21 protein-coding genes are annotated in these 19,582 nt (G+C 50.9%); 13 read left to right on the top strand and 8 right to left on the bottom strand.

Annotated elements, in window-relative coordinates; genetic code table 11:
• Positions 1–66: 66 nt before the first annotated feature.
• The 3 genes from DQM29_RS00595 (at position 67) to DQM29_RS00605 (ending at position 2,068) form a co-directional block, all read left to right on the top strand.
• Positions 67–495 (top strand): TOBE domain-containing protein, encoded by a 429-nt coding sequence (locus DQM29_RS00595; protein ID WP_111738829.1) that lies wholly within the window; start codon positions 67–69, stop codon positions 493–495.
• Between the two features lie 211 nt (positions 496–706).
• Positions 707–1,540: an MBL fold metallo-hydrolase gene (locus DQM29_RS00600; protein WP_111738830.1), complete on the top strand. Its 834-nt coding sequence runs from the start codon at positions 707–709 to the stop codon at positions 1,538–1,540.
• Between the two features lie 36 nt (positions 1,541–1,576).
• The gene (locus tag DQM29_RS00605; RefSeq protein WP_111741950.1) at positions 1,577–2,068 is read left to right on the top strand and encodes a GNAT family N-acetyltransferase; all 492 of its coding nucleotides are present in this window, start codon (positions 1,577–1,579) and stop codon (positions 2,066–2,068) included.
• A 5-nt stretch (positions 2,069–2,073) separates the two neighbouring features.
• On the opposite strand, the gene DQM29_RS00610 is transcribed toward DQM29_RS00605, so the two are convergent.
• Positions 2,074–2,415 carry a GlpM family protein gene (locus DQM29_RS00610; protein WP_111738831.1) on the bottom strand — a complete coding sequence of 114 codons (342 nt, stop codon included), beginning with the start codon at positions 2,413–2,415 and terminating at the stop codon, positions 2,074–2,076.
• Positions 2,416–2,532: 117 nt separating this feature from the next.
• Between DQM29_RS00610 and DQM29_RS18525 the strand changes: the two genes are divergently transcribed.
• Positions 2,533–2,664 carry a hypothetical protein gene (locus DQM29_RS18525; protein WP_269472275.1) on the top strand — a complete coding sequence of 44 codons (132 nt, stop codon included), beginning with the start codon at positions 2,533–2,535 and terminating at the stop codon, positions 2,662–2,664.
• Positions 2,665–2,736: 72 nt separating this feature from the next.
• Here DQM29_RS18525 and DQM29_RS00615 read toward each other — a convergent pair whose 3' ends face one another.
• The gene (locus tag DQM29_RS00615; protein ID WP_197708840.1) at positions 2,737–4,044 is read right to left on the bottom strand and encodes a WD40 repeat domain-containing protein; all 1,308 of its coding nucleotides are present in this window, start codon (positions 4,042–4,044) and stop codon (positions 2,737–2,739) included.
• 46 nt (positions 4,045–4,090) lie between these two features.
• Positions 4,091–4,339 carry a DUF2766 family protein gene (locus tag DQM29_RS00620; RefSeq protein WP_111738833.1) on the bottom strand — a complete coding sequence of 83 codons (249 nt, stop codon included), beginning with the start codon at positions 4,337–4,339 and terminating at the stop codon, positions 4,091–4,093.
• Positions 4,340–5,075: 736 nt separating this feature from the next.
• On the opposite strand from DQM29_RS00620, the gene dcuB reads away from it, so the two are divergent.
• The 5 genes from dcuB to DQM29_RS00645 all read left to right on the top strand — a co-directional run bounded on the left by dcuB (position 5,076) and on the right by DQM29_RS00645 (position 12,468).
• Complete coding sequence (gene dcuB / locus DQM29_RS00625; RefSeq protein WP_111738834.1) at positions 5,076–6,416, top strand: anaerobic C4-dicarboxylate transporter DcuB; 1,341 nt, start codon at positions 5,076–5,078, stop codon at positions 6,414–6,416.
• Between the two features lie 289 nt (positions 6,417–6,705).
• Positions 6,706–8,325, top strand: coding sequence for a fumarate hydratase (locus tag DQM29_RS00630; protein ID WP_111738835.1), 1,620 nt, complete (start codon positions 6,706–6,708; stop codon positions 8,323–8,325).
• 303 nt (positions 8,326–8,628) lie between these two features.
• On the top strand, positions 8,629–9,339 hold the full coding sequence (locus DQM29_RS00635; protein ID WP_111738836.1) for a gluconate 2-dehydrogenase subunit 3 family protein: 711 nt from the start codon (positions 8,629–8,631) through the stop codon (positions 9,337–9,339).
• A 5-nt stretch (positions 9,340–9,344) separates the two neighbouring features.
• On the top strand, positions 9,345–11,120 hold the full coding sequence (locus DQM29_RS00640; RefSeq protein ID WP_111738837.1) for a GMC family oxidoreductase: 1,776 nt from the start codon (positions 9,345–9,347) through the stop codon (positions 11,118–11,120).
• 13 nt (positions 11,121–11,133) lie between these two features.
• Complete coding sequence (locus tag DQM29_RS00645; RefSeq protein ID WP_111738838.1) at positions 11,134–12,468, top strand: c-type cytochrome; 1,335 nt, start codon at positions 11,134–11,136, stop codon at positions 12,466–12,468.
• 76 nt (positions 12,469–12,544) lie between these two features.
• Here DQM29_RS00645 and slmA read toward each other — a convergent pair whose 3' ends face one another.
• From slmA to coaBC, 3 genes are all read right to left on the bottom strand, one after another.
• Entirely contained in the window at positions 12,545–13,138 is a 594-nt protein-coding gene (gene slmA / locus DQM29_RS00650) for a nucleoid occlusion factor SlmA (RefSeq protein WP_111738839.1), read from the bottom strand.
• Positions 13,139–13,231: 93 nt separating this feature from the next.
• Positions 13,232–13,690, bottom strand: coding sequence for a dUTP diphosphatase (gene dut / locus DQM29_RS00655; protein WP_111738840.1), 459 nt, complete (start codon positions 13,688–13,690; stop codon positions 13,232–13,234).
• Positions 13,674–14,882: a bifunctional phosphopantothenoylcysteine decarboxylase/phosphopantothenate--cysteine ligase CoaBC gene (gene coaBC, locus DQM29_RS00660; RefSeq protein ID WP_111738841.1), complete on the bottom strand. Its 1,209-nt coding sequence runs from the start codon at positions 14,880–14,882 to the stop codon at positions 13,674–13,676. The genes dut and coaBC overlap by 17 nt, the downstream gene beginning before the upstream one ends.
• A gap of 377 nt (positions 14,883–15,259) precedes the next feature.
• Between coaBC and radC the strand changes: the two genes are divergently transcribed.
• From radC to mutM, 4 genes are all read left to right on the top strand, one after another.
• On the top strand, positions 15,260–15,943 hold the full coding sequence (radC, locus tag DQM29_RS00670; protein WP_111738843.1) for a RadC family protein: 684 nt from the start codon (positions 15,260–15,262) through the stop codon (positions 15,941–15,943).
• A 236-nt stretch (positions 15,944–16,179) separates the two neighbouring features.
• Positions 16,180–16,416, top strand: a complete 237-nt coding sequence (rpmB, locus tag DQM29_RS00675; protein ID WP_111738844.1) for a 50S ribosomal protein L28 — start codon at positions 16,180–16,182, stop codon at positions 16,414–16,416.
• An 11-nt stretch (positions 16,417–16,427) separates the two neighbouring features.
• Positions 16,428–16,595: a 50S ribosomal protein L33 gene (gene rpmG / locus DQM29_RS00680; RefSeq protein WP_111738845.1), complete on the top strand. Its 168-nt coding sequence runs from the start codon at positions 16,428–16,430 to the stop codon at positions 16,593–16,595.
• A gap of 189 nt (positions 16,596–16,784) precedes the next feature.
• On the top strand, positions 16,785–17,594 hold the full coding sequence (mutM, locus tag DQM29_RS00685) for a bifunctional DNA-formamidopyrimidine glycosylase/DNA-(apurinic or apyrimidinic site) lyase (protein WP_111738846.1): 810 nt from the start codon (positions 16,785–16,787) through the stop codon (positions 17,592–17,594).
• A gap of 5 nt (positions 17,595–17,599) precedes the next feature.
• Here the strand turns inward: mutM and coaD are convergent, their stop codons facing one another.
• Positions 17,600–18,097 carry a pantetheine-phosphate adenylyltransferase gene (gene coaD / locus DQM29_RS00690; RefSeq protein WP_111738847.1) on the bottom strand — a complete coding sequence of 166 codons (498 nt, stop codon included), beginning with the start codon at positions 18,095–18,097 and terminating at the stop codon, positions 17,600–17,602.
• Positions 18,098–18,214: 117 nt separating this feature from the next.
• Positions 18,215–19,492: a lipid IV(A) 3-deoxy-D-manno-octulosonic acid transferase gene (gene waaA, locus DQM29_RS00695; protein WP_111738848.1), complete on the bottom strand. Its 1,278-nt coding sequence runs from the start codon at positions 19,490–19,492 to the stop codon at positions 18,215–18,217.
• Between the last annotated feature and the right edge of the window lie 90 nt (positions 19,493–19,582).

Raw genomic sequence — 19,582 nt, forward strand, 5'->3', positions numbered from 1 at the left:
GTGATAGCCTTCCTTATATGATAGAGTCACTCAGCGAGATTTATCATTTAAGTAGGGAGTCACCCAATGAAAGTTTCTGCAAGAAATCAGCTAGCGGGCACGGTTTCATCAATTATTGAAGGTGCGGTCAACGATGAAGTCGTTTTGGCCCTCGATAATGGCGAAAACCTGGTGACGGTAGTCACTAAGAGCAGCGCTAAGACGCTGGGCATCAGCGTTGGCAAAAAGGCGATTGCAATTATCAAAGCCCCTTGGGTTGTGCTGGCTAATCCTGACTGTGGGCTGAACTTCTCCGCACGCAATCAGTTTGCCGGCCGCATCGTGGCGCTGGTTACGGGAGCCGTTAACTCTACGGTGACGGTAAAAACGGATAAAGGCCTATACCTGACAGCCGTGATTACTAACGACAGCGTTGATGAAATGCCTCTTAAAGAGGGCGACAGCGTGCTGGCGCTGGTGAAGGCTTCCAGCGTTATTCTGGCGACCGAAAAGTAACGTTACATATCGACAGCGGTTCAGCGATAGGCTGACCGCTGTATTTCCCGCTTTTCTTCACTTTCTCAGCCTGTTATTTTCTACAACACGTTTATTTTCAGAAAGCGCACACTGTTTCGCTGCCGGCAGGTATCTCGTGCTCCTATTGAATATTCTTCAATAGTGAGTAAACACCGCGCTGGTTTTTTTACCTCTAGGGAGAGGAGATACCATGAAACTCACCGTTTTACTCGACAATAATACCCTTATTGACCGCTACCTGTTGGGTGAGCCGGGAGTGTGTTACCACATTGAGGTCGATGGTCGACGGGTTCTGCTGGATACTGGCTATTCAGACGTGTTTATTAGTAATGCGCAAACGATGGGGGTTTCCCTTCGAGATATTGACGCGATTGTGCTTTCCCATGGGCATAACGACCATACCTGGGGGCTTGGGCATCTGATACAGTATTTCGATCGCAGCGATCGTTCAACAGAACGGCGCATTCAGCTTATTGCTCACCCAGACGCGTTTGTCCCCAAGTACCACGGTGACAAAGTGATAGGCGCTAATTTTCCTGCGGACTGCTATGAGAATTACCTCGATAAAGTGGTGACTAAAGACCCCTATCGACTGACGGAAAACCTGCTCTTTCTAGGGGAGATCCCCCGCGGTAACGATTTTGAAGCGCAGAGGCCAGTCGGCCAGATAAAAGACGAAAGTGGAAGCCTGGTGGGCGATCGGGTTCTCGACGACAGTGCGCTGGTGTATACCGGCGACAAGGGCATTGTCGTAATTACCGGCTGCTCTCATGCGGGTATATGTAATATTGTGGACTACGCTATCTCGGTAACAGGAGACAGCCGCGTGCAGGCGGTTATCGGTGGTTTTCATTTACAGAAAGCGGCGCAGCCGCTAATGGCGCGCACGGTTGAAGGCTTAAGGCGACACGCGCCAGAAACCCTTTATCCGTGCCACTGCACTGACCTGAATGCTAAGGTTGCTTTGGCAGGCGCTATGAACGTTAAGGAAGTGGGCGTCGGCAGCGTGCTGAATTTTGATTAAAGCATACAAGAATAAAAAGGAGCTTGGAGAGTGACGGTGGAAAACGTAACGATAAGAACAGCTCGGGCAGAGGACGCAGAGCGGTGCTACAGCATCGAAATCAGCGCCTATGAAGGAGACGAAGCCGCGACGCGAGAAAAAATCGCCAAGAGGATCGCGGTCTATCCCGAAGGGTTTATCGTGCTGGAGTCTTCCGAAGGGGTATTGGGATTTATTAACAGCGGCTGTGCTTATGACGTTGTGATGTCTGATGAAGAGTTTAAAGAGCTGGTGGGGCACGATCCTCAGGCTCCCAACGTGGTGATTATGTCGGTAGTGGTTCACCCTGACTTTCAGGGAAAAGGGTACTCATCCCGCCTAATGGCGGCGTTTATTGAGCGCATGAAGAAGATGAGCAAAACCCATATTCACCTGATGTGTAAAGAGCGCCACGTTGAGCTGTATAAAAGATTTGGTTTTTGCTACGTGAAGCCGTCGAGCTCAGATCACGGAGGCATGTCGTGGCATGAAATGGTGATGACACTCTAGGAGCGCTAGTGGCCGTGAAACTGTCCCCATAGGGCGACTAAAATCCAGGCGGCTATTCCCCAGGCTATGCAGGCCATCAGCAGAGAAGGCAGCAGCCGAAAGTGACCGACTAATACGTACAGCGTCACTAGGTAGGTCAGCATAGGAATAGTGGCAAAGCCGCTGAACAGAATGGTTTCGCGCAGCTCGTTAACCGGTCGGCTTGAGCCAACGCTGTAGTGAGCGATAAGCGCAAAGGTTGGAAACAGCGGAGCCAGGCCGGCGATGTAGTAATACTTTGACTTCGACAGCAGCGAAATCAAAATAACGACCCCAGCGCCGATAAGGGATTTGAGAAACAGAGCCATTGGATGTGTTGTTTTCAGAATCGCGGTAAGGATAGGATATACTATAGGCTGGCATAGGCCATTATCTCAACGAGAAATATGCCTATCCGTTTGTTAAGTAACAGGGAGACGCGCCACGTGAGCGATGACATTTTTGATTTTGATATTGATGCGGAATTAGAAGAAGCGGAAAAGAAAGTGGCTCAAAAGGCCAGTGAGAGCCCGGAGCAGGTCTTTGATGAAGGCGATTGCGAAGGCTGCAAAATTTAACGCGATCTAAAAAAATGAAATCGATGCGGGGGGAGTAGAGCCATCTTTACTTCCCCCGCACTGTTTTAGGCTTTACCACGCCAGCGGAGCGTCTTCCCCTTTCCAGAACAGCCAGCGGCGATGCTCGTAGTGGTTTCCGTTACCGATTTGATAGGGCTGTTGCTGACCAGCATCCAGCTCGATGATAGAGATAAACCCTGCGCAGGTTGAAACAAACAGCGTTTTCCCGTCTGCGGAGATGTCTATTGCTTCTACCGTTGAGCCGATAAAGTGCTGCCACAGGCTTTGACCATCGGCGGTAACGGCGCGAACGTAGCCGTAGGCGTCGCCGAGAATAAATTCATCCCCTCGAGATACTCCCGCATAGACACGAGCACCCGGCTCAATGATGGTTAGGCCGTCAATATCCTCGTAATAGTCAGAGTCGATGCCGGGCAGCTTTTCTATCGGCATGGAGATGGTCGCGCCGTTGTAAAAGTGGCAAGCGTTCATGGCCAGATAGCGCCCGTCGGCGCTGAAGAGCGCATAGTGTGGATACTCACCGTGAGGGCCAACCTGTGCGATACATTCAAGCGCATCGTTAAAGACGAGATGTGGTCCATCTTGAACGCCGATAGCGATAAGCTTGCCGTCCGGTGAGATGGCGCCGTGCTCCATCGAGAGCCCAATAGTTAAGCCTTCCTCGGCGAAGTCTTCGTCTAGGACAAGCTGTTCCAGATGTTCTCGAGTAGGGAATAGTCGCCGAGTGCCGTTTTGGCTTAACACAAAGATACCGTTGCTGGAGACCAGCAGAACTCGCTTTCCGTCAGGGAAGGGGATAAGCTGCGTTGGTTTAGGTGGGTTGGCGAGCGGTAGTACGGCAATTCCTTCAGGAATATCTTCAATCCCTTGCGGCCAAGGGAATGAAGCAACCTGCGGCCCCTGCCAGCCGTCAGTGACGGTAATACCCTGAAGGTTGGCAAAGGCATAAAAGCGCCGCTGTGGGCAGAGGCCAAAAAATTCAATGTCCGCCAGTTCGGTTACGGTATCGCCCTGAATGTGCAGTACGCGGCCCGGCGCGTAAATCGCTCCTAGGCGGGCCAAGAGGCTGCCGTCAGGCAGGGCGCACAGCATTGGGATATTCTGCCCGTTATCATTTAAAAGCGAGTGGAGCATTTCGTAGGAAATCGGCCACTGCGCTTTGATATCTTGGCGAACGCTACCCTGATTTGCACTACGCAGCGCATCAAGCAGCGCTGGAAGGGCGTCGTCAAGCTGTGGCGCTTCTGGCTGCTCTCCTACACTATCCCAGCCTTCTCGTGACCCTCTATCGACATAGTCATTAATTTTTTGCGCAAACTCAATGGCCAGAGTTTGCCACTGCTGCTGTTTGTCGGTCATCTTCATGCTCCTTGAAGGATACTGCGTCCAGATTGACGCCGATTAGCTAGTGGGTTGATTTTTGTTCAGAAAATTTCAGTTCAATAAGCGCGATGGCTTTTTGGACTGCGCGTACCGTAACGGGATCGGCTGACAGGCTGTCGGCAAAGCTGATGCTTTTTAACTGTGATGACATCTTATCGCGCACTTCTACAGGAGCGATGACGTCAATCACATCGAGAATTTGTTTGATGACTAACTGGCAGGCAACAATGTCTGAAACCAGCTCTTGGTCTTCGGAAAGGGGCTTGGTCATGGGAATCTCCATTGAATGAGCGTTTCTCTATATTACCTGCCGGAACAGTAAAAAATAAGAGTCATTCTCCTCTGGTAACCTTCACTGCGAGTGCTGCTGAGGGCGCGACGAAGATAGGCGTAGGGAGAAATATTTTCAGAAAAGCATAAGATAAAACGATGGTAAGCCTTTTTGCGCGACAAAATGGAGAGTGATTTTTTTCTGTTAAAGGGTGGGAGGGCTGTGATAATGCCATTTTTTGCATTTGGCTTATTTCCTATTTTTTTCCTTAATAATAGTGACTGCCGTCTCTTTTTTATGTCTGTATTATCTTATCTAATCATTCAGATTTGAATTTCTCACCATGATTGTTATTTATTGGTTAATAAAGTAGCCATATTGTCTTGTGTTGCTCTTTATGGGTTCACACGCTATTAACTTTTTAAAATAGAATAAAATGTTGCACATAAATAAAATAAGATAATGATTTATATGGAAAAAATACACCCATAACTATTAATGATTAAAAATTTTAACTGCATCAAAAAATAAGGATGATAAAGCCTATATAGTCAAAATAGCTTAAGAGGTTATGAAATCATTTTTATTAATACTTCGTGAGCCGATAAAAAGTGAAGCAGTCATTTTACTCGTGGGCAATATGATGGGGGGCGCCAATATATAAAAGCTAAACGGCAGCGTTAGTCTATTTTTTGTTTTTTTACTTTTTGAAGTTCATGGTTTTTCGGGGGTATGCATGGAATTTACTATACAGCTTATAGTTATATTGATCTGCTTGTTCTACGGGGCAAAGAAAGGCGGTATCGCGCTTGGTCTTTTGGGCGGTATTGGTCTGGTTATTCTGGTGTTTGTTTTTCACCTTCAGCCGGGTAAGCCACCAGTTGACGTTATGCTGGTTATTATTGCCGTTGTGGCCGCGTCGGCGACGCTACAGGCTTCGGGCGGTTTGGATGTTATGTTGCAGATCGCTGAAAAACTTCTGCGTCGAAATCCGAAGTATGTCTCTATCGTAGCGCCGTTTGTAACCTGTACGCTGACTATCCTTTGCGGTACTGGTCACGTGGTATATACGATCCTGCCAATTATTTATGACGTTGCTATCAAGAACAATATTCGCCCTGAGCGCCCAATGGCCGCGAGCTCTATCGGTGCACAGATGGGTATCATTGCCAGCCCTGTTTCTGTTGCGGTGGTGTCTCTGGTAGCAATGCTGGGTAACTTTACCTTTAACGGTAAGCACCTAGAGTTTCTTGACCTGCTGTCGATTACCATTCCGTCTACGCTGATTGGTATTCTGGCTATCGGTATTTTCAGCTGGTTCCGCGGTAAAGATCTGGATAAGGACGAAGACTTTCAGAAGTTCATCTCTACGCCGGAAAACCGCGAATATGTTTACGGCGATACCGCTACACTGCTAGACAAAAAACTGCCTACCCGTAACTGGGTTGCCATGTGGCTCTTCCTCGGGGCTATTGCTGTCGTGGCTGTTCTAGGCGCTTTTTCTGAACTGCGCCCTGCTTTTGGCGGCAAGCCTCTGTCGATGGTATTGGTTATCCAGATGTTCATGCTGTTGGCTGGTGCGCTGATTATTATCATTACTAAGACAAACCCCGCTTCAATTTCTAAAAACGAGGTGTTCCGCTCCGGTATGATCGCCATCGTGGCGGTGTACGGTATTGCGTGGATGGCAGAAACCATGTTCGGCGCGCACATGTCTGAAATCAAAAGCGTGCTGGGTGAAACGGTTAAAGAATATCCGTGGGCTTATGCAATCGTACTGCTGCTGGTGTCGAAGTTTGTAAACTCTCAGGCGGCAGCGCTGGCGGCGATTGTTCCAGTTGCGCTGGCTATCGGTGTCGATCCTGCCTACATCGTAGCTTCGGCTCCTGCCTGTTATGGCTATTACATTCTGCCGACCTATCCGAGCGATCTGGCTGCTATTCAGTTTGACCGTTCCGGCACTACACATATCGGCCGCTTCGTGATCAACCACAGCTTCATTTTACCTGGGCTGATTGGTGTTGGCGTATCCTGCGTGTTTGGCTGGATATTCGCTGGTCTGTACGGTTTCCTGTAACAGTGTGATGCGTACTGTCCCTATGGGGCAGTACGCTCTTTCGATATAGTGTTTTGAACGCGAAGTGAAACGTCTAACGCGTTTTTTTAGTTCATTAAATTCATAATGAAATTAAATAAATGTTAGTAAAGTTAATGAGTTATAGGATTATTGGCATTACTGGCTAAATCTGTTCGTCGGCTCTTGTCTAAAGTATCCCCTTACTTTATGGTGTCCGGGATACTTGGGTACCTGCCGCAGAAAAACGCACGTATTCTCTTTTCAAATAACAAATAAAAGGCTGGAAGCAATGTCAAACGTTGAATTTAAATACCAGGCGCCTTTTCCACTGGGAGAGGACAAAACGGAATACTATCTGCTGACAAAAGATCACGTTTCCGTTAGCGAATTCGAAGGGCATGAAATCCTGAAGGTAGCACCGGAAGCGCTGACGCTGGTTGCTCAGCATGCGATCCACGATGCTTCATTCCTGCTTCGCCCAGCTCATCAGGCGCAGGTTGCGCAGATACTGGCCGATCCTGAAGCCAGCGAAAATGACAAATATGTGGCGCTGACGTTCCTGCGTAACGCCGAAATCGCGGCCAAGGGCATTCTGCCGTTCTGTCAGGATACCGGCACTGCCATCATTATGGGCAAGAAGGGCCAGAACGTCTGGACTAACTGCGATGATGAGGAAGCACTCTCTCACGGTGTATTCAATACCTTCGTTAACGACAACCTGCGCTATTCTCAAAACGCGCCGTTGAACATGTATGACGAAATTAACACCTGTAATAACCTGCCTGCGCAAATCGATCTCTACAGCACTGAAGGCTCAGAATACAAGTTCCTGTGTATCATCAAGGGCGGTGGTTCCGCCAACAAAACTATGTTGTATCAGGAAACGAAAGCGCTGCTGACGCCAGAAAAGCTGGAAAAGTACCTGATTGAGAAAATGAAGAGCCTCGGTACGGCGGCCTGCCCTCCTTACCACATTGCTTTTGTTATCGGCGGCACATCGGCTGAAACCAACCTGAAAGTGGTCAAAATGGCTTCCGCCAAGTACTACGACGAACTGCCGACCACGGGCAATGAAGGCGGTCGCGCTTTCCGTGATATTGAGATGGAAGAGAAACTGCTTAAGGCGGCACACGGACTGGGTATCGGCGCACAGTTTGGCGGTAAGTACTTTGCGCACGATATCCGCGTGATCAGACTGCCTCGCCACGGCGCATCCTGCCCGATCGGCATGGGCGTTTCCTGCTCTGCTGACCGCAATATCAAGGCGAAAATCAACAAAGAAGGCATCTGGATTGAGAAGCTGGAAGACAATCCGAGCAAATACATTCCGGAAGAGTATCGCAACGCGGGTGAAGGTGAAGCGGTACATATCAATCTTAACCGCCCAATGAAGGAAGTGCTCGCTGACCTGTCGAAGTATCCAGTCTCTACGCGCGTGTCTTTAACCGGCACCATTATTGTTGCTCGCGATATTGCCCACGCTCGCCTACAGGCGATGTTGGACAAAGGTGAAGAGCTGCCGCAGTACGTGAAAGATCACCCGATTTACTATGCAGGGCCTGCCAAAAAGCCAGAAGGATACGCCTCAGGTTCACTGGGCCCAACAACGGCGGGTCGTATGGACTCCTATGTGGACGCCTTCCAGTCCCACGGCGCGAGCCTGATTATGCTGTCGAAAGGTAACCGCAGCCAGCAGGTCACCGACGCCTGTAAAAAACACGGAGGGTTCTATCTGGGCAGCATTGGTGGGCCAGCGGCGGTACTGGCGCAAAACAGCATCAAGAAGCTTGAATGCGTTGCCTATCCAGAGCTGGATATGGAAGCTATTTGGAGAATTGAAGTAGAAAACTTCCCGGCCTTTATTCTGGTTGACGATAAGGGTAACGACTTCTTCCAGAAGTTTAAATAATCTCTGAACGCGTTTGTTTCCAAGGCCTTAAAGGAAAGCTCCTTTGAGGCCTTTTTTAATGCTATGAAATTCATAGATAAAACTAGCCATCTTGCCGAATTTTATCCTCGCTATCGTATTTTCTTCCCCATGTTTAAGCGTTCTCCTTAAAAAAATAACCTACAATTAATAGGGGTATGCGTTGTTTTTTAGCACGATATGTCCCTTTATTTTGTAAATTAATAGTTACTATTTATGGGTAGTTTTGTTAGGTTTTTTTCGGAAGTTAAGCATAGAAAAAACAAAAAAATAGCGAGGAAGCCCATGTCAGAGAGCAAGCACTCCAATGCCAGGCGTGATTTTTTGCGCAAGGGGCTTGGAATTATCCCAGTTGTTGCCGTTGCTAGCGGCGGTTTGGTGAGCAATATCGCTCAGGCCGAACCTTCTTCACAGAATAAATATACGCCTACGTTTTTTACCGAAGCCGAATGGGCATTTGTCACGGCGGCGTGCGACCTGCTTATCCCTGAAGATCAGTTTGGCGCGGGAGCCATCACGGCCTGCGTGCCTGAGTTTATTGATAAGCAGATGGATACTCCCTATGCGCGCGGTGAATTGTGGTACATGAAAGGGCCATTCCACCCTGAATCAGCGCCGGAGTTTGGCTATCAGCTTAAGCTGGTTCCCAGAGACATTTACCGCTTGGGCATTGCTGGCTGCAATAAATGGTGCCAGCAGCAGCATGAAAAAGTATTTGCCGAGCTGGATAAAGAGACCCAAACCGCTGTTCTCAAACAGCTTGAGGGAGGAAAAATTGAACTGGGTGACGTTCCGGCAAAAACATTTTTCTCATTTCTACTAGCAAATACTAAAGAGGGATACTTTGCCGATCCGCAGTACGGCGGCAACCGCCACCTGGTGGGATGGAAAATGATTGGTTTCCCCGGTGCCCGAGCCGACTTTATGGACTGGGTAGAGCATTCGGATCGGCCATATCCACTGGGGCCGGTTTCCATTTCCGGTGAGCGGGGGTAATCAACATGGCAATTAAAAAAGAGCCCGTAGACGTTGTGCTGGTTGGCTTTGGCTGGACTGGCGCGATTATGGGGCAAGAGTTGACCGAAGCAGGCCTGCACGTGCTGGCGCTGGAGCGCGGTCCGATGCAGGACACCGCGACTGAGGGAAAATACCCTAATGTCGCTGACGAACTGGCCTTTTCGGTGCGCGGCAAGCTGTTTCAGGATCTGTCCAAAGAGACGGTTACAATTCGCCATAGCGTTAGTGAACAGGCGGTACCTTATCGCCAGCATGGTTCATTTCTGATGGGTAACGGCGTTGGCGGTGCGGGGCTACACTGGAACGGCCTTCACTGGCGGGCGTTCCCGGAGGAGTTAAAAATCCGCAGCCACTATGAGGAGCGTTACGGAAAAAGCTTTATTCCTGACGGTATGACCATTCAGGACTTTGGCGTAACCTATGAAGAGCTGGAGCCCTATTTTACCCAGTTCGAAGATGTCTGCGGCGTATCGGGCCAGGCGGGCAATATCAAGGGGCAGAAGCTGGATGCAGGGAACCGGTTTGAAGCTCCGCGCAGTAAAGAGTACCCTCTTCCCGCGCTGAAGGACGTTCACAGCGCGACGCTGTTTGCTAAAGCGGCGACAGAATTGGGCTACAAGCCATTCCCGATCCCAGCCTCTAATGCTTCAGGCCCCTATACTAACCCTTACGGCGTGCGCCTTGGCCCCTGTAACTTCTGCGGCTTTTGTGAGCACTATGCTTGCTATCTCTACTCTAAAGCCTCGCCACAAACGACCATTCTTCCTGTCCTGCTAAGAAAGCCAAATTTTGAATTGAGGACGCAGTCTCAGGTGATCCGTGTCAATTTGGACTCCGACGGTAAAAAGGCTACTGGTGTAACTTACATAGACCCTCAGGGCAGAGAAGTTGAGCAGCCGGCCAGCATCGTTATTATGAGCGCTTTCCAGATGCATAACGTTCGCCTGCTGCTGCTCTCCAAAATTGGTAAACCCTATAACCCAGTGACCAATGAAGGGGTTGTCGGACGTAACTACGCCTACCAAATGCTGACCTCCGTCAGCGTCATGATGCCTAAAGGTACGACGCTTAATCCGTTTATCGGTACCGGTGCCGGTGGGCAGGCGATAGATGATTTCAACGCCGATAACTTCGACCACGGTCCGCTCGGTTTTATTGGCGGCGCAAATATCAACCACCACCGCTCCGGCGGGCGTCCGATAAAGCAGGCGACCGTACCGGCAGGGACTCCTTCATGGGGAAGCGCGTGGAAAGGCGCCGTGCAGGATAGCTATCAGCGGGCAATGAGCATTAGCTCTTCCGGTTCAGTGATGTCCTATCGCGATAGTTATCTGGATCTTGATCCTAACTATACGGACAGCAACGGTCAGCCTTTGCTGAGGATGACGTTTAACTGGCACGACAACGAGATCAAGATGTCGCAGTTTACGACCAACAAGGCCGGTGAAATTGCGAAGGCCATGAACCCTGAGTCGTATAAGGTCAACACGAAGAAGTTTGGCGCTAACTATGATACGCGTCCCTACCAGACGACACACAACACCGGCGGCGCCATTATGGGCAGCGATCCGAGCACCAGCGTAGTTAACCGCTATTTGCAGTGTTGGGATGTGCCAAACGTGTTTGTTATGGGTGCCTGCGTGTTTCCGCAGAACTTTGGCTATAACCCAACTGGTTTGGTGGGTGCGCTGACGTACTGGTCGGCTAAGGCGATTCGTGAACAGTATCTGAAAAACCCCGGCCCGTTGGTTCAGGCGTAAGGAGGAGACCATAATGAACAGACTTCTTATTTCTGCCGGACTGGCGATAGGGCTAAGTGCGCCGCTCTTTGCGGCTGAGTCCGTTAACTATAAGGACGAGACGCTGATTAAGCAGGGCGAATATCTGGCTCGTGCTGGGGACTGTGTCGCCTGTCACACGGCGAGCGGCGGTAAACCCTTCGCCGGTGGCTTGCCGATGGAATCGCCGGTCGGCACCATTTTTTCCACCAACATCACACCGGATAAACAAACCGGTATCGGTGAATACAGCTTTGAAGACTTTGATAACGCGGTACGTCACGGTATAGGCAAAGACCACACGCTTTACCCTGCGATGCCGTTTCCTTCCTATGCGCGGGTTTCTGACTCTGATATGCATGCGCTGTACGCCTACTTTATGAATGGAGTGGAGCCAGTCAGTCAGGCAAATAAGCCGACAGACATTGCCTGGCCGATGTCTATGCGCTGGCCGCTGACGGTTTGGCGCTGGATGTTTGCACCTGAGGTGAAGGCATTTGTGCCTGAAACTGGGCAGGATCCTGTTGTTGCTCGCGGTGCCTATCTCGTTGAGGGATTGGGGCACTGCGGTGCATGCCATAGCCCGCGTGGAATCGGTATGCAGGAGAAAGCGCTGACCTCAGCAGACGGTGAGCTTTATTTGTCCGGCGGTGATGCTATGGAAGGCTGGGTAGCGAAGAACCTGCGAGGAGATGTGCGCGACGGTTTGGGAGGCTGGACTGAGGAACAGCTGGTGCAGTTCTTGAGCACTGGGCGCACCGAGCATACGGCCGTGTTCGGCTCTATGAGCGACGTGGTGACGCAGAGTATGCAGTATATGACGCAGGAGGATCTGACGGCGATAGCGCGCTATCTCAAGTCGCTGCCTCCGGCTTCCGCGGAGCAGACGCCGTTCAAGTATGATGATACGGCCTTTAAAGCGCTTTTTAACGGCGACGACAGCGCTATCGGCGCCAGCGTCTACGTCGACAGCTGTGCCGCATGTCACCGTACTGATGGTAAAGGTTATGCGGAAGTCTTCCCTGCGCTGGCGGGTAACTCTGCCCTAGCAACGAAAGACGCCACATCTCTGATTCATATCGTTCTGAAAGGCGGGACCCTGCCGTCTACCTTCAAGGCACCAACGTCTTACACAATGCCGGGATTCGATACCCGACTGACGGATAAGCAGGTGGCTGACGTGGTGAACTTTATCCGCAACAGCTGGGGTAATCAGGCTGCTCCAGTGACGGAGAGTGACGTAGCCAGCGTGCGTAAAGACGTGAAGGCTGCGGCGTATGGCTCGGCTCCCGCGCCGGAAGCGGTAGGTAGTTCTGAAGTGGCTAAATAACGGGCTTTTCTAGACGTGAAAAACGACGAAGGGCGGTGTAAAAACCGCCCTTCGATTTTGTTTGAGCTTGCTCTGGCTATTGAAGCTGTAGTGCCAGCATGGGCCAGCGTACATCGAACTCTTCTGTCGGGCGATAGCGAAATTCTGATCGCACAAAGCGGGACATCATCCCTTCACAAAAGGCTAAAAGCTGGCTGGCAATCAGGCTTTCGTCATAGGCAAAAGAGATGCCTTCTCGAAGCTTTCTTTCCCGCAGTACTTGACGGATTTGTGTTTCTATCCGCTCAAACAGCTGATTGATTCTTCCCTGTAGCCTGTCCTGCTCAAACATCAGGGCGTGCCCCGTCATGATCCGCGTCAGACCAGGATTTTTTTCTGCGAAGCCCAGAATGAGGATCATAATTAGCCGGATGCGGTTGAGCGTATCTTTTTCGTCCTGCAGGATCAGGTTGATACGGCTATTGAGGCTATCCTCAATAAACTCAATCAGGCTGTCGAACATTCTCATTTTACTGGGGAAGTGGCGATAAAGCGCCGCTTCAGACACGCCAACGTTGGCCGCCAGTTTGGCGGTCGTGATGCGCTGGCTGCCGTCGCTCGACTCCAGCATTTGAGCCAGAGCTTGCAGAATGTCTTCTTTACGATTTTTCTTTGTAACTTTTTCTACCATGTCCAGTGACGTCCAAATAAGGGCGGGATACAGCCCACGCCCAGACGGCCAGCGTGGCTGGCCTAACAACCGTTATTTATTATGGTGAAAACGCTACTGGCGACCGGAGTGTCCGAAACCGCCTTCGCCGCGCTCACTGCTTTCAAACTCTTCTACGATGTTGAATTCAGCCTGGACGACGGGAACAAAAACCATTTGTGAAATACGTTCGCCGGGCTCAATGACGAAAGGCGTTTGACCGCGGTTCCATACCGACACCATAAGCTGCCCCTGATAGTCAGAGTCAATCAGTCCAACCAGATTTCCCAGCACAACGCCGTGCTTGTGCCCGAGACCGGAACGAGGAAGGATGACTGCGGCAAGAGACGGATCGGCGATGTGAATGGCCAGCCCGGTGGGCAGCAGCGTGGTTTCTCCTGGATTTAGCGTGACCGCTTCATCCAGACAGGCGCGAAGATCCAGCCCGGCAGATCCTGGTGTTGCGTAAGCGGGTAGTGGAAACGTAGTCCCAATGCGGGCATCGAGAATTTTTATATCAATTTTTTTCTTCATAGCGTTTGACGATTTCGTCCATCAGTTTTTGACCAAGCAGAGACTTATCGCTTAAGGGTAAGCGGGTCTCGCCGTTTGACCAGTACAGATGCAGAGCATTACTGTCGCTGTTAAATCCTTGTCCCGGCCGCGATACATCGTTTGCACAAATGAGGTCAAGGTTTTTGCGAACCAGCTTGGAGCGCGCATATTCTTCCACATTCTGCGTTTCAGCGGCAAACCCTACAACGAAGGGGCGCCCACTCGCCATGGCGGCGACTTCGGCCACGATATCGGGATTTTTTATCATTTTCAGGGTGAGTTCGTCGCCCTGTTTTTTGATTTTCTCATCTGCAATCTGCTGCGCACGATAGTCGGCAACGGCGGCGCAGGCAATAAAAATATTTTCACCGGCAGCGCGAGACATTACCGCATCCCGCATTTCCAGCGCGCTGGTAACGTTAACTACGGTTACATTGGGAGGCGGCGCAAGCTCAACCGGGCCGCTTATCAGCGTGACGTGAGCTCCGCGAGCGGCGGCAGCGCGAGCAATGGCATAGCCCATTTTCCCTGAGCTGTGGTTAGTGATAAATCGTACGGGATCCAGCGCTTCTCGCGTTGGGCCAGCGGTAAGCAAAATGCTCAGATGAGCTAAATCAGCGGATTTTGAAAGCAGCGCTTCGCAGCGAGCGATGAGATCTAATGGGTCAGGCATTCTTCCCGGCCCGATGTCCCCACAGGCCTGAGCTCCACTGTCCGGCTCTAAAATATGTACACCACGGGCAGACAGAGTTTTTAGGTTGGCCTGAGTGGCTACAGCACGATACATCTGCTGATTCATTGCTGGAGCGACAGCAATAGGTGCGGCGCTGGCAAGACAAAGAGTCGTCACCAGATCGTTAGCCATTCCCGCTGCCAGGCGAGCCAATAGATCTGCCGTTGCCGGTGCCAGCAGTATCAGATCGGCCCATTTACCAAGTTCAATATGGCCCATGGCGGCTTCGGCGGCGGGATCTAACAGATCGTCGGCAACAGGGTGGCCGGAAACGGCCTGAAGCGTCAGTGGCGTAATAAAGGCCTTGGCGGCCTCTGTCATCACCACTCGGACGTCAGCTCCTCTGTCGCGAAGGCGCCTGACAATTTCCGGGCTCTTATAGGCGGCGATACCGCCGCTAATGCCCAAGACAATCTTTTTACCGTTTAACGCTGCCATAGTTGCTGCCTTATCTGTTTTAGATCTGTTTTAGGAGAACGGCCACTGAAAGTGGGAAGCATGCTGTGGAGTTTATCATAAGCCTGAAGAGGACAAAGAGAGCAAGCGCTTCCTGCGTATTCCTGTTGTGAAAAACAGATCTCAATTTACTGATTATATATACAGTAAAATTAATATACCAGAACAAGCTAGGGTCGCTGAGCTTTATTTTTGCCATTGGAGAAATAGAAGAGATATTGTGGAATACCTTTCGCAAAAGGTATGTAACGCTTAAGTATATAAGGTTTTTTATTTCGGCAGATCTTCCTAAGCTCTTTTTATCATGAGGTTTTTCTTCTCTCAGGCTTTTAATGTATTTGCCAGAGAGGTGAAAAAGAATGAAAGAAAAAGATCTATCGATGTGGGAAGGCGGCTGTGCCCCTAGGGAAAAGCTGCTGGCGTACGGTGCTAGCGCGCTTTCTGACAAAGAGCTGCTGGCGATTTTTTTAAAAACCGGCAGGCCGGGTCTACACGTGCTGGAATTTGCTACGCAAATATTGAAAGAGTTTGGTTCGCTTCACGGACTGATGTCGGCGGACTATAGCCGCTTTTGTCAGGTGCCCGGGTTGGGGCTGGCACGATTTTCACAGCTGCAGGCGACAGTAGAGCTTTCCCGCCGCTTTCTTGGCCACCAGATAAAGGCAATGTGTCCGATAAGTAATCCAACACTGACCTTTGACTATTTGAAGAATCTGCTGTCGCATCGTGAACGGGAAGTGTTTGTGGTAATTTTTTTGGATAATCAGAATCAGGTGCTTTACCATAAAGAAATGTTTAGCGGTACGTTAAACAGCGTTGAAGTGCATCCCAGAGAAATTGTCCGCGAGGCGTTGAAATCCAACGCGGCGGCAGTCATTCTCGCGCACAATCACCCGTCCGGCAGGGCCGAACCCAGTCAGGCCGATCGGCTTGTTACGCAGCGGATACAGGATGCCTGTTCTATTGTTGACGTCCGGGTGCTTGACCACGTCGTGGTAGGGAAGGGTGAGTATGTATCTTTTGCTGAACGGGCTTGGATTTAGCGCTTTTTTACGATCCTTGAGGATCTTTTCCCTTCAGCACTTGAGCCGTACCCGCTAAGGGCGTATACTACGCCACCTTTGAGAATTATGGATGTGGTATGCGAGCCTATCTCAGCGGGTTCTGACCGAAAACGTCTCGCCTCAGCAGAGCACGCTGAGATTGGCTCTAAAGCCTGACGAGGCCGCCAACATCCTAAAGAAGCTCGAGCTGATATTGATTTTTGGAGAATTTTGACATGTCACGAGTCTGCCAAGTTACCGGCAAGCGCCCTGTTAGCGGAAACAATCGCTCTCACGCGATGAACGCCACTAAGCGTCGCTTCCTGCCTAACCTGCACTCTCACCGTTTTTGGGTTGAGAGCGAAAAGCGTTTTGTAACCTTACGTGTATCTGCTAAAGGTATGCGTGTTATTGATAAGAAGGGTATTGATTCGGTGTTAGCCGATCTCCGTGCCCGCGGTGAGAAGTATTAAGGAACTGAACCATGGCTAAAGGTATTCGCGAGAAGATCAAGCTGGTTTCTTCAGCTGGTACAGGTCACTACTATACCACCACGAAGAACAAGCGCACTAAGCCGGAAAAACTGGAACTGAAAAAGTACGATCCAGTTGTCCGTCAGCACGTTGTTTATAAAGAAGCCAAAATTAAGTAAGCTTCGTTCTATACAGCGTAGTGTTAAAAAACCCGGCCTGTCCGGGTTTTTTTGTGCCTCGGATTCAGCATATGGCTATAGGTTTGAGATGAGGCAATAAAGAAAAGTGCAAAACAGGCGTTGAACAAACGCTTTTGTTAACATATTGTTTACGCCGCCATCGCCATTTAACGTCAAGGAGACCCGCCGATGCCTGAATTACCGGAGATAGAAACTAGCCGCCGCGGCATTGAGCCCCATATGGTGGGCTACCAGATCGCCCGCGTGATTGTGCGGCAGCCAAAGCTTCGCTGGCCGGTATCCGAACAGATTAATGCATTAAAGAACAGCCCGGTGCTGAGCATCGGCCGCAGGGCAAAATACCTGCTGATTGAGCTCGATAGCGGCTGGATCATCGGTCACCTCGGTATGTCGGGCAGTGTGCGAGTGCTGCCAGAGTTTATCGAACCGGGAAAACACGACCACGTAGACTTTGTGCTTTCTAATGGAAAAGTGCTGCGCTATACAGACCCAAGGCGGTTTGGATCCTGGTTGTGGACTGACGATTTAGCCGACAGCGGTGTGCTGATGCATCTTGGCCCAGAGCCATTGGGCGATGAGTTTAGCGGTGAATATCTGTTTAAAAAGTCTCGCGGTAAAAAGACAAAGATAAAGCCCTGGCTGATGGATAACCGGCTAGTGGTCGGCGTAGGCAATATCTACGCCAGTGAATCGCTGTTTGAGTCGAGGATTTTACCCACCCGCCCGGCGGGATCGCTGACCAAGCGGGAAGCCGATCTGTTGGTCGCTGAAATAAAGCGCGTTCTTGCTCGATCCATTGAACAGGGGGGAACAACGCTAAAAGATTTTCTTCAGGCTGACGGCAAGCCCGGCTACTTTGCACAAGAGCTTCAGGTTTACGGCCGAGTGGGAGAACCCTGCCGAGTGTGCGGGACGCTGATCGAAAGCGAAAAGCTTGGGCAGCGCTCTACGTTCTTCTGTCGGCGCTGCCAGAAGTAGTTGCATTAGCTTAGTTTCTTCATCAGCGCTTCGGAGACGGCCTGCGGCAGGAAAGAGGTAATATCTCCCCCGTGGCGGGCCACTTCTTTGACGAGCGAAGAAGAGACAAAAGACCACTTCTCTGAAGGCATAAGAAAGATGCTTTCCAAATCGGCCATCAGGTGCCGGTTCATGCTGGCCAGCTGAAGCTCATATTCAAAGTCGGAAATGGCTCTTAGCCCTCGGATTAGAACGTTTGCCCCCTGCTTTTGGGCAAAATGCGCCATCAGTTCGTTAAAGCCGACGACTTCAATGCGGGGCAGGTGGGCCGTTGCCGCTTTTGCCAGCTCAACGCGCTCCTCCAGCGTAAAAAGCGGGTTTTTACTCGGGCTGCGCGCAATAGCAATAACCAGATGGTCAAACATGCGGACACTGCGGGTAATGATGTCCAAATGCCCGTTAGTCATGGGATCGAAGGTTCCCGGATAGATAGCTTTCGTGTATTCAGCGTGTTGAGACGTCATAGCTTCTCCTCAAGCGGCACAGCTATGTGCCTCTTGGTATAGGGGATTTACGTTGAGTATATCTCGCGCTCTTTCCTTCGGACAGTCTGCATCCTGTTTTTACATCGGCTTGAGCTGTTAGTGGATCCGCGTCGGCAGATAGGGCTCCAGCAGTGCCAACAGCTTTTCCAGAGCTCCCTGGTTTTGCATTAGCACGTTGGCTGCATTCTGCCCGTAGCTTCGCCGACAGGCTTCATCGTTCAAAAGGCGCTCTGCGGCCTCCACCAGCTCTTCGGCATTGGAAACAACAATAAGCCCTTCAGCCAGCTGAAGCTTGCTGCAAATGTCTTTAAAGTTAAAGGTATGAGGCCCGACGATCACCGGAAGCCCGTGTGCAGCCGGCTCCAGAGGATTGTGACCGCCTCGTTCTACCAGACTGCCGCCAACAAACGCAAAGTCAGCTACGCCGTATAGGAGCATCAGCTCACCCATTGTATCGCCGATGATGACCTGATCCTGTTCGCTAGGTACCACACCGCTGCTGCGGGTAACAAACTTTAATCCGGCTGACGCAGTGAGCTGCTCAGCGACAGAGAAACGCTCTGGGTGGCGAGGAACCAGAATTAACAGCAGATCGGGAAAACGTTCAAGCAGCGCGCGATGGGCATTAAGAATAATCTGCTCTTCCCCGTCGTGTGTACTGGTCGCGATCCAGACAGGACGATGAGGTGCCCACTGTCGGCGCAGGCTGAGCGCACGCGAAGAGAGCTCTGGTGTGACGGAGATATCAAACTTCAGGCTGCCGGTAATGGCGAGCTGTGAACGCTTAAGGCCGAGCTGAATAAAGCGCTCGCCGTCTTCCTGATTCTGCGCGGCGATCAGCGTGATCTTATGCATCATATCGCGCACGGTTTTACCCAGCTTGAGGTATCCGTTCGCCGAACGGGCAGAGAGCCGAGCGTTAGCGATAACTAGTGGCACTTGACGACGGTGGAGCTGGTGGATCAGGTTAGGCCACAGTTCGGTTTCCATCACGATCACAAGCTTGGGCCGCACCTGATTTAAAAAACGGTTGACGGAACCCGGTAGATCGTAGGGAAGATAAACGTGATGAACGTCGTCACCAAACGCGGACAGGACACGTTCAGAGCCGGTTGGGGTCATGGTGGTGACGGTGATCGGCAGTGTGGGATAGCGGTAGCGCAGTGCGCGAACCAGAGGGATCGCGGTCAGCGTTTCTCCAACGGAAACGGAGTGCAGCATGATGCCGTCCGGCTGGACTTTACCGCGACAAAATCCGTATCTTTCCGCCCAGCGCTTTCTGTACTGCGGCGCTTTACGCCCGCGCAGAAACAGACGTAGCCAAATAAAAGGCTGTAGAAGATAGAGCAGGAATGAGTAAATCAGCCTCAGCATATCGTGTCCACACGCGGCGGCGTAATGGCCGCCCGATCGTCAAAACAGGTTTCACCCCTTAAAAATATCGGGGGAGTTATTCGCGACAGG

Source organism: Leminorella richardii (assembly GCF_900478135.1).
GTDB classification, from domain to species: Bacteria; Pseudomonadota; Gammaproteobacteria; order Enterobacterales; family Enterobacteriaceae; genus Leminorella; species Leminorella richardii.